General features: G+C 62.2%; 13 protein-coding genes. 6 read left to right on the forward strand and 7 right to left on the reverse strand.

Annotation, left to right across the window (positions count from 1 at the left end; translation table 11 throughout):
- Positions 1-329: 329 nt before the first annotated feature.
- Positions 330-1067: an ABC transporter ATP-binding protein gene (locus tag JX325_RS02425; RefSeq protein WP_204789588.1), complete on the forward strand. Its 738-nt coding sequence runs from the start codon at positions 330-332 to the stop codon at positions 1065-1067.
- Complete coding sequence (locus JX325_RS02430; protein WP_204789589.1) at positions 1067-1990, forward strand: SufD family Fe-S cluster assembly protein; 924 nt, start codon at positions 1067-1069, stop codon at positions 1988-1990. The genes JX325_RS02425 and JX325_RS02430 overlap by 1 nt, the downstream gene beginning before the upstream one ends.
- A gap of 52 nt (positions 1991-2042) precedes the next feature.
- Here JX325_RS02430 and JX325_RS02435 read toward each other — a convergent pair whose 3' ends face one another.
- The gene (locus tag JX325_RS02435; protein ID WP_204789590.1) at positions 2043-3707 is read right to left on the reverse strand and encodes a peptide ABC transporter substrate-binding protein; all 1665 of its coding nucleotides are present in this window, start codon (positions 3705-3707) and stop codon (positions 2043-2045) included.
- A gap of 182 nt (positions 3708-3889) precedes the next feature.
- On the reverse strand, positions 3890-4660 hold the full coding sequence (locus JX325_RS02440) for an HAD family hydrolase (RefSeq protein ID WP_204789591.1): 771 nt from the start codon (positions 4658-4660) through the stop codon (positions 3890-3892).
- Positions 4661-4935: 275 nt separating this feature from the next.
- Between JX325_RS02440 and JX325_RS02445 the strand changes: the two genes are divergently transcribed.
- The 3 genes from JX325_RS02445 to JX325_RS02455 all read left to right on the forward strand — a co-directional run bounded on the left by JX325_RS02445 (position 4936) and on the right by JX325_RS02455 (position 9132).
- Complete coding sequence (locus tag JX325_RS02445; protein ID WP_204789592.1) at positions 4936-5391, forward strand: helix-turn-helix transcriptional regulator; 456 nt, start codon at positions 4936-4938, stop codon at positions 5389-5391.
- Positions 5392-5539: 148 nt separating this feature from the next.
- Positions 5540-7378 carry an NAD(P)-binding protein gene (locus JX325_RS02450; protein ID WP_204789593.1) on the forward strand — a complete coding sequence of 613 codons (1839 nt, stop codon included), beginning with the start codon at positions 5540-5542 and terminating at the stop codon, positions 7376-7378.
- The gene (locus JX325_RS02455; protein ID WP_204789594.1) at positions 7372-9132 is read left to right on the forward strand and encodes an NADH-dependent [FeFe] hydrogenase, group A6; all 1761 of its coding nucleotides are present in this window, start codon (positions 7372-7374) and stop codon (positions 9130-9132) included. The genes JX325_RS02450 and JX325_RS02455 overlap by 7 nt, the downstream gene beginning before the upstream one ends.
- A gap of 101 nt (positions 9133-9233) precedes the next feature.
- Here JX325_RS02455 and JX325_RS02460 read toward each other — a convergent pair whose 3' ends face one another.
- From JX325_RS02460 to megL, 5 genes are all read right to left on the reverse strand, one after another.
- Positions 9234-10166, reverse strand: coding sequence for a thiamine pyrophosphate-dependent enzyme (locus tag JX325_RS02460; protein WP_204789595.1), 933 nt, complete (start codon positions 10164-10166; stop codon positions 9234-9236).
- Between the two features lie 16 nt (positions 10167-10182).
- Complete coding sequence (porA, locus tag JX325_RS02465) at positions 10183-11361, reverse strand: pyruvate ferredoxin oxidoreductase (RefSeq protein ID WP_204789596.1); 1179 nt, start codon at positions 11359-11361, stop codon at positions 10183-10185.
- 15 nt (positions 11362-11376) lie between these two features.
- Entirely contained in the window at positions 11377-11685 is a 309-nt protein-coding gene (locus tag JX325_RS02470) for a 4Fe-4S binding protein (RefSeq protein ID WP_204789597.1), read from the reverse strand.
- Positions 11682-12260 (reverse strand): 2-oxoacid:acceptor oxidoreductase family protein, encoded by a 579-nt coding sequence (locus JX325_RS02475; protein WP_204789598.1) that lies wholly within the window; start codon positions 12258-12260, stop codon positions 11682-11684. The genes JX325_RS02470 and JX325_RS02475 overlap by 4 nt, the downstream gene beginning before the upstream one ends.
- Before the next feature lie 130 nt (positions 12261-12390).
- Positions 12391-13587, reverse strand: coding sequence for a methionine gamma-lyase (gene megL, locus JX325_RS02480; protein WP_374220576.1), 1197 nt, complete (start codon positions 13585-13587; stop codon positions 12391-12393).
- A gap of 347 nt (positions 13588-13934) precedes the next feature.
- Between megL and JX325_RS02485 the strand changes: the two genes are divergently transcribed.
- The gene (locus JX325_RS02485) at positions 13935-14900 is read left to right on the forward strand and encodes a LysR family transcriptional regulator (RefSeq protein ID WP_204789600.1); all 966 of its coding nucleotides are present in this window, start codon (positions 13935-13937) and stop codon (positions 14898-14900) included.
- The last annotated feature ends 32 nt before the right edge of the window (positions 14901-14932 follow it).

Genomic DNA, 14932 nt, shown 5'->3' on the forward strand with positions numbered 1-14932 from the left:
GCTGGGCGGGGGCCGTCTGCTGAGCGGCAGCCGCCGGCTGGGCCGCCATGCCGGGGTAGGGCTCCAGGTTGGGGGCGACCCGCTGCCAGATGCGGTCATATTGTCGAAAATCGTAAACTTCCGGTGTTTGGGGCATATGTTCCATGAGAGGTCCCTCCTTTTCCTCCCAGTCTATGCAAAGGGTAAAAAAATGGTTCCTGTTGCGCCTGCAACAGATAAGAGGGGCACTTTTGGGTAAAATGTAGAAGAAAACCCAAGGCATTCGTTGCATTCTCCCGTTATATCTGGTAGAATGCTGTCTGACACAGCAAGCAAAGGAGGATTCCCCCATGCTGGAACTGAAACACCTCAGCTACGCCGTTCACGAGGACGGCGGGGAGCTGGGCATTTTGAACGATATCTCCCTCACCGTCGGCGGCGGGCGGCTGGTGGTCTTCACCGGCCCCAACGGCGGCGGAAAGACCACCCTGGCAAAAAGCATCATGGGCCTGGTGAAGCCCACCGCCGGGCGGATACTCTGGAACGGGCAGGACGTCACGGATCTGGGCATCACCGAGCGGGCGAAGCTGGGCATCAGCTACGGCTTCCAGCAGCCCCCCCGGTTCAAGGGGCTGACGGTTCGGGATTTGCTGACCCTGGCCAGCGGGGACGGGACGCTCTCCAAGGACCGCTGCTGCCAGTACCTCACCCGGGTGTGCCTGTGCGCNAACGACTACCTGGACCGGGAGGTGGACGCCTCCCTCTCCGGTGGCGAGGTGAAGCGCATTGAAATCGCCAGCATCCTGGCGAGAAACGCGAAGCTTATGATTTTTGACGAGCCGGAGGCGGGCATTGACCTGTGGTCCTTCGCCCGGCTGACGGAGACCTTCGAGCAGCTTCACGCCGCCGGAGGGGCTACCATGATCATCATCTCCCACCAGGAGCGGATCATCTCCCTGGCGGACGAGGTCATTGTGGTAGGAGACGGGCAGATCCGCCACCGGGGGACCCCGGCGGAGATTCTGCCCCAGATTCTGGCGGACACCCTGGGCACCTGCCCGGTTATGCGGAAGGAGGCGATGGCGTAATGATGGATACCGAGATCGATCGCGGCTTACTGGNAAAGATCGCGGACCTCATTGGCAAGCCCGTGGGGGCCTTCAACATCCGCAAGGACTCCGGCTGCGACGGCCGCCAGTCTACGGAGCACATTGAAATTACNTCCAAGGAGGACAAGCCCGGCATCGACATCCGGGTCAAGCCCGGCACCGTGGGTGAGACCTGCTATATTCCCGTCATCATCACAAAGTCCGGCCTTCGGGAGATGGTCTATAACGACTTCTTCATCGGCGAGGGCNGTGATGTGGACATTGTGGCGGGCTGCGGCATTCACAACTGCGGTGGGGAGGAGTCCCGCCACGACGGCGTCCATACCTTCTACGTGGGCAAGGGCGCCCGGGTCCGCTACACCGAGAAGCACTACGGCGAGGGGGACGGAACCGGAGGCCGGATCATGAACCCCCAGACGGTGGTCTATCTGGAGGAGGGGGCCTCCATCCAGATGGAGACCGTTCAAATCCGGGGCATTGATTCCACCAAGCGCTCCACGAAAATCGTCTGCGGCAAGGGAGCCGAGGCTGTGGTTACGGAGCGGCTGCTGACCCACGGAGACCAGACGGCGGAGAGCGACATGGAGATCATTCTGGACGGCGAGGATTCCAAGGGCCGGGTGATTTCCCGCTCCGTGGCGCAGGACCGATCGGAGCAGGTGTTTTACCCCCGTATGGTGGGCAATGCCCCGTGCTTCGGCCATGTTCAGTGCGACTCCATCATCATGGGGACGGCTAAAATCAAGTCCATCCCCGCCATCACCGCCAACTGCACCGAGGCCCAGCTGGTCCACGAGGCGGCCATCGGCAAGNTTGCCGGGGACCAGCTGCTGAAGCTGGAGACCCTGGGCCTCACCGAGGAGGAGGCCGAGGACTGCATCCTCAAGGGCTTCCTGGCCTGACCATTCAAGACGCAAAAGCGCCCCGCCGTCCCGGCGGGGCGCTTTCATGNTCTCAGGCGGTTCTGGTCACGACATTTGCGAAGCTGAACCAGCCCCGGGGATCCCGAAAGGCCCCGGTGAAGGTCTCCCGCAGCTCCCAGGCGGTGCCCTTGGTGTAAAGGGGGGCGAAGGCGGAATTCATCAGCAGCAGGGCCTCGGCGTCGTGGAGGCNGCCCATCCGGGCGGTGCCGTCNGNGGCGCCCGCTACAATTTTCATCAGCGTGTCGTAGGCGCTGCTCTCATAGCGGACCAGGTTCTCCCGGCTCCCGGTGGTCCAGGACATCAGGAAGCACTCCGCGTCGTTGGCGGAGGCGGTGAGGGTCCGGCCCGCCAGATCATATTCCCCGTTTCTCAGGGCGGACATCAGGCCCCGTTCCGTCAGGCCCTTGGGCACGGCCTGGACACCCAGGACCTCCAGCCACTGCTGGCAGAGAAGCTGGGCCACAGCGTCGTTCACATCGTTTTTCAAATAGAGAAATTCCAGCTCGCCCAGGTCCGCGCCGCTGTTGTNCCCGGCCTCTGCCAGCNGGTCCCGGGCCTGCTGGCAGCGNNCCTCATAGCCCTCCGGGCCGTTGTCCAGCAGGGGGGCGCTGAGGGCGCGGAAATCTCCCTCCTCATTCTCCGGTACGCCGGGGGGGACGACGCCCTCCGCCGGCAGGGCCGCNGCCCCCGCCGCCTGGNCCAGGGCGTTCCGGTCGATGGCCAGGGNCATGGCCTCCCGCAGGGCCGGGTCGCCGAAGGTCTCGGACGCGCAGTTGAACAGGGCGGCGTAGGTGGCCAGCTCCGGCAGGGGGGACCACTCCGGGTCCNCCGCCAGCTCTGTCAGGCGGGCGTCCGGCAAAGGCCAGACGGCGTCCACGGTCTTGCTCTCATAGAGGGACCAGGCTTCCTCCGGCGAACCGGCAAAGTGGAAGGTGACGCTCTGGGGCCCCGGCTGGGCGGCGTAGTAGCGGTCATTGGCGGTCAATTGGAGGAGGCGGCCCTCCTCCAAGGAGGCGACGGTGTAGGGCCCGTTGGTCACCAGCTGGGTGGGGTCCCCTTCCCACCAGGACTTGTCCCCGGAGGCGGCTTTCAGCTTCTGCACCACGTCCTGGCGCAGGGGCATGGCGGCGGGGGAGGTGCAGACCTCCTTTAAAAACCAGTCGTAGCGCCCGTTCAGCGTCACCACCAGGGTGGAGTCGTTTTTCGCCGTCACCTGGAGGAGGCTCATGTCCTTGGCGGCCCGGGCCTCCTGATAGCCCTTGACCACGGACAGCAGGTCCGCGTAGCGGTAGCCGGTGGCGGGGTTCGCCAGGCGCTGCCAGGCGTAGACGAAATCCCCGGCGGTGACGGGCTGCCCGTCGGACCAGCGGGCGCTGCGGAGGCGGAAGGTGTAGGTGACGGTGATGGCGCCCTCCTTGGTCTCCTCCTCCTGGTCCACGCTTTTGGCCATGCCGGGGAGGACGCTGGTTTTTCCCGTGCTGTCCACCGTCACCCGCATAAGGTTTTCATAGAGATGGGCCAGGACGGTCTGGCCTTCGGTGTCCTCGGCGTAGATGGGGTCCAGGGACTCCGGGGCGGACCCCACGCAGACGGCCAGGGCCATGCCCTCGCCGTCCTTGGCACAGCCGGACAGCAGGGCGGTGCACAGCAGCCCGGACAGCGCCAGGGCCGCCAGGCGTTTGACGAACTGTTTCATAAAACCTCCAGAGACGGACCGTCTCTTCATTTCTGATTACAGCCGCACCGNCGCCTGGGCGGATTTGGCAGACAGCTATTATAGAGAATTTCGCCCGCCTTGTAAAGGCGGGCGGGGCAAAAAAGTAACAAAAATGACAAAAATTAAGGAACCGTTCAAATTTTAGGCGAAGCCCCCCGGCCTCACAGGGTTTCCAGCACCTCCGCCACAGTGCNGCAGCGGGTGGAGAAGCGGGCCCGGAGCTCCGGCGCGGCGCCCTCCATCAGATAGGGGCGGCCTGCCCGTTCCAGCATGGAAACGTCGTTGTAGTTGTCCCCGAAGGCCATGACCTCCTCCAGCCGCAGGCCCAGGGCCTCGCAGAGCCGGGAGATGCCCAGGCCCTTGTCCGCCAGGGTGAAGTCCACCCAGACCGCTCCGGCCACGGCGCAGCGGAAATGTTGCTCCCACTTGGGAAACAGGGCGGCCTTGGCGGCTTCGATGCCCTTGGGGCAGTAGGCGGAGACCTTGATGATGTCCTCCGGCACGTCCGCCGGGGCGGGGAGGACGGCGGTGCGGTTGCCCAGGAACCAGCGGATCTGGTCCTCCAGGTCCGGGGTCTTGGGGCAGAGGTAGCTGACGTCGGCGCCGGAGATCAGCACCTCCGTCTCCGGCAGGGCCAGAATCTCGGCGCACAGCTCCTCGGCTAGGCGGCGGTCCATGACGGTTTTGCTTAAAATGGGTCCAGGGCTTCCGGAGCCGTAGACCACCGCGCCGTTCTCGCAGAGGAAGGGCACTTGGTCCGCCACCGGGGCGAAGAGCCGCCGGAGGCTGGTGTACTGCCGTCCGCTGGCGGGGCAGAAGAGGACGCCCTTCTTTTCCAGGCGGTGGATGTGGTCAAAGATCTCGGGGGGAATCTCCGTGGCTCCGTTTTGGAGCAGGGTCCCGTCAATGTCGCTGGCGATGAGGCGGATCATGGGTGGAGTTCCTTCTTTCTATATCAGGCAACATTCAAGAAACGCGGGCGGCGGAGCTGCAGCAAGGAGCGCCGCCTGGAATGCTTCTTTTTCATGCTCCCGTTTCTGCGCTGTGGCGCTTTACGGTCCAGTATACCCCATCCCCGGACAGGGTTCAAGCCCGAATTTCGCCGCCGGACTGTTAAGAATCCGTGCGGAAGTGCAAGGAAACGCCGCTGGCGTTCTCCGGGAAAACCCTCTATAATAGAGTCAAATCCAATACAGGAGGTCACAGAATGAGTTTGGGAAGCAATCTGTCCGACGCCCGGAAGAAGAAGGGCCTGTCCCAGGAGGCCGTGGCGGAAAAGCTGGGGGTGAGCCGCCAGACCATCTCCAAATGGGAGACGGACGAGACTTTGCCGGACATCCGACAGTCCAAGCACCTGGCGCTGCTTTACGGCCTGACCCTGGACGAGCTGATCGCCTTCGACCTGGAGGTCCAGGAGATTCAGGAGGTCATCGACCGCACCCGGGAGGAGGTCTCGGACAAAATCGACTGGACCAAGGCGTGGAGCAAAAAGTACCCTGTCCTGGCCCAATACCAGTCCCAGGTGGACGCCGCCCCCTACGCGGCGGAGCTGGAGTGGCTGCTGGAGGAGCTGAAAAGAACCTGCGACTACAATGAGCTGGACGCGTTTTTGGTGCTGAAAGACATTCTGGCACAGGTTTGGAAGGCCCGGAAGCGCACCTGAGACGCCATCGCTGAGAAATATTTCACAATAAAGAGAAGCCCTTACAAAAAAAGATTGTCTATTTTATAACTTTGCTTGACTTTTCCAGCCTGTGTCTCCATAATAATATTTAGGAAACCAAAAAAACTTTTAGGAGAGAAGTGAAGTCATGAGCAGACTGGAAGTGAAGACCCCCGGCCAGGCCCAGGCGGTGGTGGAGCAGCTCTACCGGAACATGGAGCGGCGCATCGCGGCCAGCCCGCCGGGCCTCTGCCCCGTGGACATGGCCCTGAATTTCCTGGACCTCTNCCGGGCCCAGACCNGCGGCAAGTGCNTGCCCTGCCNCATCGGATTGACCCAGCTTTCCAACATGATCCGGGAGGTGCTGGACGGGGAGCCGGATCTGGGCATCCTCCGGCGGATTGAGAAAACCGCCCAGGNCATTGTGGACACGNCGGACTGCNCNATCGGCACCGACGCCGCNNGCCTGGTCCTCATGGGCCTCAAGGGCTTCCGGGACGATTACGAGGNGCATATCCTTCACCACCGCTGCCTGGGGAGCCTCAAAAACCCCGTGCCCTGCGTGGCGCTGTGCCCCGCCGGGGTGGATATCCCGGGCTACATCGCCCTCATCGGCGAGGGCCGNTGCGAGGACGCGGTGCNCCTCATCCGCAAGGACAATCCCTTCCCCACGGCCTGCGCCTATATCTGCGAGCACCCCTGCGAGGCCCGCTGCCGGAGGAACATGGTGGACGACGCGCTGAACATCCGGGGGCTGAAGCGCTACGCCGTGGACCAGGCCGGGGACGTGCCCCAGCCCAAGCCCGCCAAGGCCACCGGGAAATCCGTGGCAATTATCGGCGGCGGCCCCGGCGGATTGTCGGCGGCCTACTATCTGGCCCTCATGGGCCACAAGGTTACGGTCTATGAGAAGCAGAAGGCCCTGGGCGGCATGATGCGCTACGGCATCCCCAGCTACCGCTTCCCCCNGGAGAAGCTGGACGGGGAGATTGCCTCCATCCTGTCCCTGGGCATTGAGGTACATACCGGGGTGNACGNNGGCACCGATGTTTCCTTCGACGAATTGAAGCAGGAGTACGACTGCCTTTATCTCTCCATCGGGGCCCATACNGACAAAAAGACGGGCATTGAGGGGGAGGACAGTCTGGGCGTGGTCTCCGCCGTGGAGCTGCTGCGCCACATTGGAGACAACGAGATGCCGGACTTCACGGGGCAGAACGTGGCGGTCATCGGCGGCGGAAACGTGGCCATGGACGTGACCCGCTCCGCCATCCGCCTGGGGGCGGAGAAGGTGACCTGCGTCTACCGCCGCCGTCAGGAGGACATGACCGCCCAGGCCGAAGAGGTGGAGGGCGCGATTGCCGAGGGTGCGGAGGTGCTGACCCTGCAAGCGCCTCTGCGCATTGAGGCGGACGAGAACGGCCATGTGGCGGCCCTTTGGACCCAGCCCCAGATCATCGGCGAGATGGACAAGGCGGGCCGTCCCCGGCCGGGCACCGCCGACGTGGAGCCCCTGCGGATTCCGGCGGATACCATCATCGTGGCCATCGGCCAGGGCATCGAGACCCGGGGTCTGGAGCAGACGGGCATCAAGATTCAGCGGGGCGGGGCCCTGCTGGCGGATTCCAGCACCCAGCTTCCCGACATGGTGGGCGTCTTCGCCGGAGGCGACTGCGTGACGGGCCCGGCCACGGTTATCCGGGCCATTGCCGCCGGAAAGGCCGCCGCCGCCAACATCGACGAGTATTTGGGCTTCAACCATGAGATTGAGTCCGAGGTCAAAGTCCCCACCCCCCGGTGTACGGACCTCCGCCCCCGGGGCCGGGTCAACGCCACCGAGCGGGACGCCTGTGAGCGCAAGGGCGACTTCCAGTGCATCGAATGCGGCATGACGGACCAGGAAGCCGGGCAGGAGTCCTCCCGGTGCCTGCGGTGCGACCACTTCGGCTATGGAATCTTCAAGGGAGGACGTGTGGAGAAATGGTAAACTTTACAATCAACGGCCGGGAGCTGTCCGCCCCCAAGGGGACCACCATCCTGAACGCGGCGGAAAAGGCGGGCATCCCCATTCCCCACCTGTGCTATTTGAAGGAGCTGAACGAGATCGCCGCCTGCCGCATGTGCATGGTGGAGGTGGAGGGCACGGAGCGCCTGGTCCCCGCCTGCAACACGGAAATCCTGGAGGGCATGGTGATTTACACCAACTCCCCGCGAGTGCGTGACGCCCGGAAAACGAACCTCCGGCTGATTCTCTCCCAGCACAATTCCAACTGCACCGTTTGTGTGCGGAGCGGCTACTGTGAGCTCCAGAAGCTCTCCCACGACCTGAACATCCACTACCAGCCCTATAAGGTCCAGCCGGAGCGCNCCAACGTGGACCTGAGCGTCCNCATCGTCCGGGAGGCCGGCAAGTGCATCAAGTGCATGCGCTGCGTCCAGGTCTGCGACAAAATCCAGGGCATGAACATCTGGGACGTGGCGGGCACCGGCNCCCGGACCACCGTGGACGTGAGCTATAACCGCTATCTCAAAAACACGGACTGCGTATTCTGCGGACAGTGCGTTACCCACTGTCCCACCGGGGCCCTGACGGTCCGGGACGACACGACGAAGGTCCTCCGGGCCCTGGCGGACCCGGAAATCACCACCATCATCCAGGTGGCCCCGGCGGTGCGGGTGGCCTGGGCGGAGGTCTTCAACCTCCCGTCGAAACAGGCCACCACGGGCCGCATGGTGGCGGCGCTGAAACGCATCGGCTTTGACTACGTGTTTGACACCAACTTCGCCGCCGACCTCACCATCATGGAGGAGGGCAGCGAGTTTATCGACCGCTTCACCCACCGGGGGAAGTACCGCTGGCCCATGTTTACCTCCTGCTGTCCCGGCTGGGTGCGGTTCCTCAAGACACAGTACCCCAGTTACACGGATCACCTGTCCACGGCCAAATCTCCCCAGCAGATGTTCGGCGCGGTGGCAAAGAGCTATTTCGCGGAGAAGATGGGCCTGGACCCGAAGAAGGTCTTTGTGGCCTCCATCATGCCCTGTTCCGCCAAGAAGGCGGAGAGTGAGCTGCCCACCATGAAGGACGCCTGCGGCGACCCGGACGTGGACGTGGTGCTGACCACCCGGGAAATGTGCCGCCTGTTCCGCAGTGACTGCATTGTCCCGGCGGACCTGGAGGAGGCGGAGTTTGACAGCCCCTTGGGCACGGGCACCGGCGCGGCGGTGATTTTCGGAGCCACCGGCGGCGTTATGGACGCGGCCCTGCGGAGCGCCTACTATCTGGCCACCGGGAAGAACCCCGACGCGGACGCGTTTAAGGCCGTCCGGGGGGAAAAGCCCTGGAAGGAAGCAGCTTTCAATATTCCCGGCGCGGGGGATATCCGGGTGGCGGTGGTCAGCGGCTTGGGGAATACCAGGAAGCTGATGGAGGCCATCGAGGAGGGAACAGCCGATTACGACTTTGTGGAGGTCATGGCCTGCCCCGGCGGCTGTGCCGGGGGCGGCGGCCAGCCCATCCACGGCGGCGCGGAGTACGCCGGGCAGCGGGGAGACAAGCTGTGGAAAATGGACGCGGGATCTGAAATCCGCTTCTCCCACGAAAACCCGGATGTACAGGCCCTGTACCGCACCTACCTCAAAAAGCCCTTGGGAGAGCGCTCCCACCATCTGCTGCATACGGACCACGGCGCCTGGTCCGCCGGAGAGAACGGAGGACGGGCGGCGGACCAGGACTTATAACCGAATTTTGGAGGAGCGGAAAGAGAGAAAAAACCGGAGGAGGCCGTCTTTTGACGGCCTCCTCCGGTTTTGGAGAGTGTATATAGCAGATAAGCGTAAGCTTACAGCTCGCAGAGCTTGAGGAGCTCCTCCCAGTTCTTATCGACTTCCTTCTGGGTCTGCTCGATCATCCACTCGTTGCCGGGCTTGAACATGTGGGCGAAGCGGCCCTGGGCCTTCAGATATTCCTCCACAGGCAGCTTGTTCTTGGGCTTGTAGCTTAAGATGTACTTGCCCTCAATGACCTCATACAGCGGCCACACGCAGGTCTCGACGGCCAGCTTGGTGATCTCCATCAGCTTCTCGCTGGGATAGCGCCAGCCCCGGGGGCAGGGGGCCATGACGTTCAAAAACGCCGCGCCGGGGGTGTAGATGGCCTTGTGAGATTTCTCCGTGATGTCCTTGAAGTTCCCGATAAAGGTGGTCTGTGCAACATACGGAATCCCGTGGGCCACCATGATCTTGGTCAGATTCTTCTTCTGCTGGGGCTTGCCGGGGACCACTTTGCCCACCGGAGTGGTGGTGGTGTCGGCGAAGTGGGGCGTGGAGCTGGAGCGTTGGATGCCCGTGTTCATGTACGCCTCGTTGTCGTAGCAGACATACACCAGGTCATGTCCCCGCTCCATGGCCCCGGACAGGCTCTGGAACCCGATATCGTAGGTTCCGCCGTCGCCGCCGAAGGCGATGAATTTGTAGGTCGCGTCAATTTTGCCCCGCTTTTTCATGGCATGATAGGCCGTCTCTACGCCGGAGAGGGTGGCCGCCGCGTTTTCAAAGGCGTTGTGAATGAAGCTGTCCTTATAGGACGTGTAGGGGTACATGAAGGAAGNGACCTCCANNCAGCAGGTGGCGGAGCAGACCACGGCGTGGNCCTCCGGCTCCAGGGCCCGCAGCACNGTCCGCACGGCGATGGGGCAGCCGCAGCCCGCGCACATTCTGTGGCCGCCGGTGAAGCGGTCTTCCTTNNTGACATTTTCTTTCAGATTATAGGCCATGTTGACTCTTCCCTCCTTATTCGCGCACGTCCAGGTAACGGTACGTCTCGCCCACGTCCCCGGTCTCAGCAATCTTTTCCAGGTCCGCGAAGACATGCTGGATGCTCTCCACCCGCACGTCCCGGCCGCCCAGGCCGTAGATGTAGCTGATGCCCTTGGGGCCGGAGATGCCGTTGGCGTACAGGCCCGCGCAGGTTTCCGCGAAGATGGGGCCGCAGTGGGCGTTGAAGCTGTCGTCCTTGTCCATGGCGGCAAAGGCCTTCACGTTTTTCAGGGCCTCCGCAATTTCTGAGGCGGGGAAGGGACGGAAGGAGCGGATTTTAATCATGCCCGCCTTCCTGCCCTGAGCCCGGAGCTGCTTGATGGCCTCCCGGGCGGTTCCGGCGGAGGAGCCGATGATAATAATCGCTTCCTCGGCGTCGTCCATTTCGTATTTTTCAATCAGCCCGTACTGCCGGCCCGTCCAGGCGGCGAATTCGTCCGCCACGTCCTGGATGACCTTCTTTGCGTCCATCATGGCCTGTGCCTGGGCCCGCTTAGTCTCCATGTAGTACACCGGGGTGGAGTAGGGGCCCACAGCGATGGGCTCGTCCTTGTTCAGGAGGTAGTGCTGGGGCTTGTACTCGCCCACGAACTCCCGAACCTTCTCCGTCTCCTCCAGCTCGATGTTCTCGATGGCGTGGGAGGTGATGAAGCCGTCCTGGCAGATCATGATGGGCAGGGACACCGCCTCGCCGATGCGCATGGCCTGGAGGTAGTTGTCATAGGNCTCCTGGTTCGTCTCGGCAAACAGCATCAGCCAGCCCGNNNCCCGGACACTCATGGCGTCGGAGTGGTCGTTGTTGATGTTGATGGGGCCGGACAAAGCGCGGCAGGAAANCGCCAGGGNGATGGGCAGGCGGTCNGAAGCGGCCACGTACAGCATCTCGGCCATGTAGATCAGGCCGCAGGAGCTGGTGGCGGAAATGGCCCGGCATCCGGCGGCTTCCGCGCCGATGCAGGTGGACATGGCGCTGTGCTCGGATTCCACGGCGATGAAATCGGTGTCCACTTCGCCGTTGTCCACATAGGCGGAGAAGTACTGGGGGATTTCGGTGGACGGCGTAATGGGATACGCGCCCATGACGTCGGGGTTGATTTGCTTCATGGCATAGGCAACGGCTTCGTTGCCGGAAAGTCTTTCTCTGATACTCATTCTCTTAGCCCCTCCTCACTTAGAATCCTTGACCANGGTGATGGCCCCNAAGGGGCAGACATTGGCGCAGATGCCGCAGCCCTTGCAGAAGAAATAGTTGAAATCCTCCCGCTTGCCTTCCTTGTTGACCGGGATGGACTTATCCGGGCACACCGGCGCGCACAGCAGGCACTGCTTGCACTTATCAAAATCCAGCACCGGCTTCATGGTCCGCCAGTCGCCGGTCTCCACCACCTGGGAGGTGCCGCCTTCAAAGATAGCGCCGCCGGGGGTGATGTCCTTCCATGTGACCTGAGGGGTCATATCCTTCGCTAAATGGCTCATCCTTCCTTGACCTCCTCCATAGAGCGTTTCAGGGCCCGCATGTTGCCCTCAATGACCTGGGGTTTGGAGGCGAACTTATGCTTGAAGGAAGCCTCCATGTCCTTGACGAACTCTTCCGCGTCCACCACGCCGCTGACCTTGACAATCGCCGCCAGCATGGGGGTGTTGGGGAAGTTCTTCCCCAGCTCCTCCTCGCTGATCTTGCCAGCGTCGNNGGTGCACACCCGGCCCTCNTAGCCCTTGAGCAGGGGGCGGAGCTCTTCCGGGGACTTGCCGGAGTTGATGACGATGGCCCCTTCTTTCTTAAGGCCCGCCGTCACGTCCACGGCGGAGATCAACGTCTCGTCTACCACGACTACATAGTCCGGCTCATAGATGTTGGAGTGGACCGTGCTCCGCTCCGAGCTGATGCGGTNGTACGCCGNAATGGGCGCGCCCATGCGCTCCGGGCCGTACTCCGGGAAGCNCTGGACGTATTTGCCCGTGTTGAACGCCGCGTCCGCCAGCAGAAGCGAGGCCGTCTTCGCCCCCTGGCCCCCACGGCCGTGCCAGCGGATTTCTACGATGTGTTTCATGNGCTGCTTGCTCCTTTCGTTTCTTTGCTTGGAGGCGGGGAAGGAGGTGAGGCTCCGGCCCGGTCCAAGCTTATTGTANCGCAAACGCGGCGGGCAGTAAAGACCTGCCCGCCGCTGAAATGTAAGAAAATTACACCAGGGGGTCCAGCACGGCCTTGAAGTCGGCAATGATGTCCTCGGCGTCCTCCAGACCCACGCTGACGCGGACCAGGCCCTCGGAGATGCCGGCGGCTTTCAGCTCCTCGGCGGAATAAGTAGAGTGGGTCATGGTGGCAGGATGCTCCACCAGAGTCTCGGCATCGCCCAGGGAGACGGCCACGGTGCACAGCTCCAGCTTGTTCAGGGCGGCGGCGGTGGCGGCCTTGTCGGCCTTCAGTTCCAGGGCGATCATGCCGCCGGGCAGCTTCATCTGCTTCATGGCGGTTTCATGGCCCTCAAAGCTCTCCAGGCCGGGATAGTAGACCTTGGAGACGGCGGGATGGGCCTCAAAGAACTCGGCCAACTTCTTGGCGTTGGCACAGTGGCGCTCCATGCGGATGTCCAGGGTCTTCATGCCACGGGCCATCAGGAAGGCGTCGAAGGGACTCATGACCGCGCCGGTCAGGTCCTTCAGGCCGAACATGCGGCACTTACCCACAAACTCCTTGTCCCCGACAATGACGCCCGCGATGACATCTCCGTGGCCGTTGAGGTATTTGGTGGCGCTGTGAACCACGGTGTTGGCGCCCAGGGCCAGGGGCTGCTGAAGGTAAGGCGTGCAGAAGGTGTTGTCCACGATTACCCGGATGTCGGACTTGAAGTCATGGGCGGTCTTGGCAATCAGGGCGATGTCCAGAATCTTCATGGTGGGGTTGCAGGGGGTTTCGAAGTACACCACCTTGGTCTTTTCGGTCATGGCCTTTTTGAGGTTTTCAATGTCGCNCAGGTCGGTGAGGGTGACCTTGACGCCGAACTGGCTCATGCCGTGCTNCAGCAGGGAGTAGGTGCAGCCATACAGAGTCTCGTCCGCCACGATCTCGTCCCCGGCGGAGACGGAGCTCCAAANAGCGGTGGAAATAGCGCCCATGCCGGAGGCGGCTGCCAGAGCGTCTTCGCCGCCTTCCAGGTCGGCCATCTTGGCTTCCACCAGGTTGGTGGTGGGGTTGCCCAGGCGGCTGTAGATGTAACCCTCTTCCTTGCCGGCGAAGCGGGCACCGCCCTGCTCCACAGACGCAAACTCAAAAGTGGAGGTCTGGTAAATNGGGGCGCACAGAGAGCCGGCGGTGTTCTCTACCTTGCCGGCGTGGATCTGGCGGGTGGCGAAGCCCTTGTTCTTACAGTTCATAATTGTTTACCTTCCTTTCTTTTTTTCGCCGGCCGGCGCCGGCTTTTGCTGGAAAAAGTTAGAGTTCAATTTTTCTGCTATTGAACGCCCTTCTCTTTCCGGCGCCGGACGGACCTGTGAGAGTGTATGGAGAGACGGTTATACAGCGGAATTGGGGTAATGTTGACCAGGAAGCGGAGAGCGGTCCTCCGGCTTTTTGTCAACTCCTATAGTCATCATACCATTTTTTCCGCAGGGGTGTTAGTATGAGTTTTTTTGAATTTGTTAGCGTTTTAAGTGATAGCGATTTGACATTCCGGGAAAAGTACTCTATAATACCTGAAAGGCTTTTATAGGAGGGGAACGGTGCGATGAACTTTCAGCAGCTGAACTATGTGGTGGAGATATCAAAATGCGGCTCCATCAATAAAGCGGCCAACAAGCTGTTTCTCNCCCAGTCCGGCATCTCCACCGCCATCCGGGAATTGGAAGAGGAGCTGGGCATCCAGTTCTTTGTCCGAAGCAACCGGGGCGTGGAATTCACGCCGGACGGGCGGGAGTTTTTGGGCTACGCCGCCTCCCTGCTGGAGCAGAAGCAGTGGATCGAGACCCGCTATGGAGAGGCGCGGAACGCCGCACCGGCCACGCATCTGTCCGTCTCCTCCCAGCGCTATCCCTTTACGGAGGATGCCTTCATTGAGCTGCTCCAATCCCCGGAGGCCAACCGCTATCAGTTTTCCATCCGGGAAGTGGACATGGACGCCGTTATCGACGACGTGTATGACCACCGGGCGGATATCGGGGTCNTCTGCNTGACGGAGCTGACGGAAAAGATCATTTTCCGTTTTCTGGATTCCCGGGCCCTGGTCTTCCATGAGATTGCGGAGGTGGACCCCTGCGTCTACGTCCGCCGGGGCCACCCCCTGGCGGAACGGCCGGCGGTGAAGGAGGCGGACCTGGCGGGATATCCGTATGTATCCTTTGAGCGGGAACAGGGCGTGGCGGTGGATTTCTCCGAGGAGTACCGGATGCTGTCCTTGAAAAAGCCCGCCCGGCAGATTCGGGTCAACAGCCGCAGCGCCATGCTGCGGGTGCTGTCCTACACCGACGGCTTTACCACCGGCAGCGGCCTGATTACGAAAAGCGGCGGCTACCGAAAGCTGATCACCCTGCCTCTGGCGGAGAAAAGCGGCATCCGCATCGGCTGGATCGCCTTGAGGAGCGTCAAGCTCTCCGCCCAGGCGGAGCGGTTTTTGAAGCTGCTGGAAAAGAATATCCTGGAGTCCATCCAGTTTACAAACGAGGCCCGGCAGTCCCGGAAGGAGGAGACTCTGTAAGGAGAGTGGGACTGCCGGGCGGAAACGGGCCG

The organism is Oscillibacter sp. CU971, from assembly GCF_905219725.1.
Lineage (GTDB): Bacteria > Bacillota > Clostridia > Oscillospirales > Oscillospiraceae > Oscillibacter.

Bases quoted from the DNA above. Each gene is read 5' to 3' on its own strand.
- JX325_RS02445 (WP_204789592.1), top strand. From the start codon at position 4,936: ATGAGTTTGGGAAGCAATCTGTCCGACGCCCGGAAGAAGAAGGGCCTG.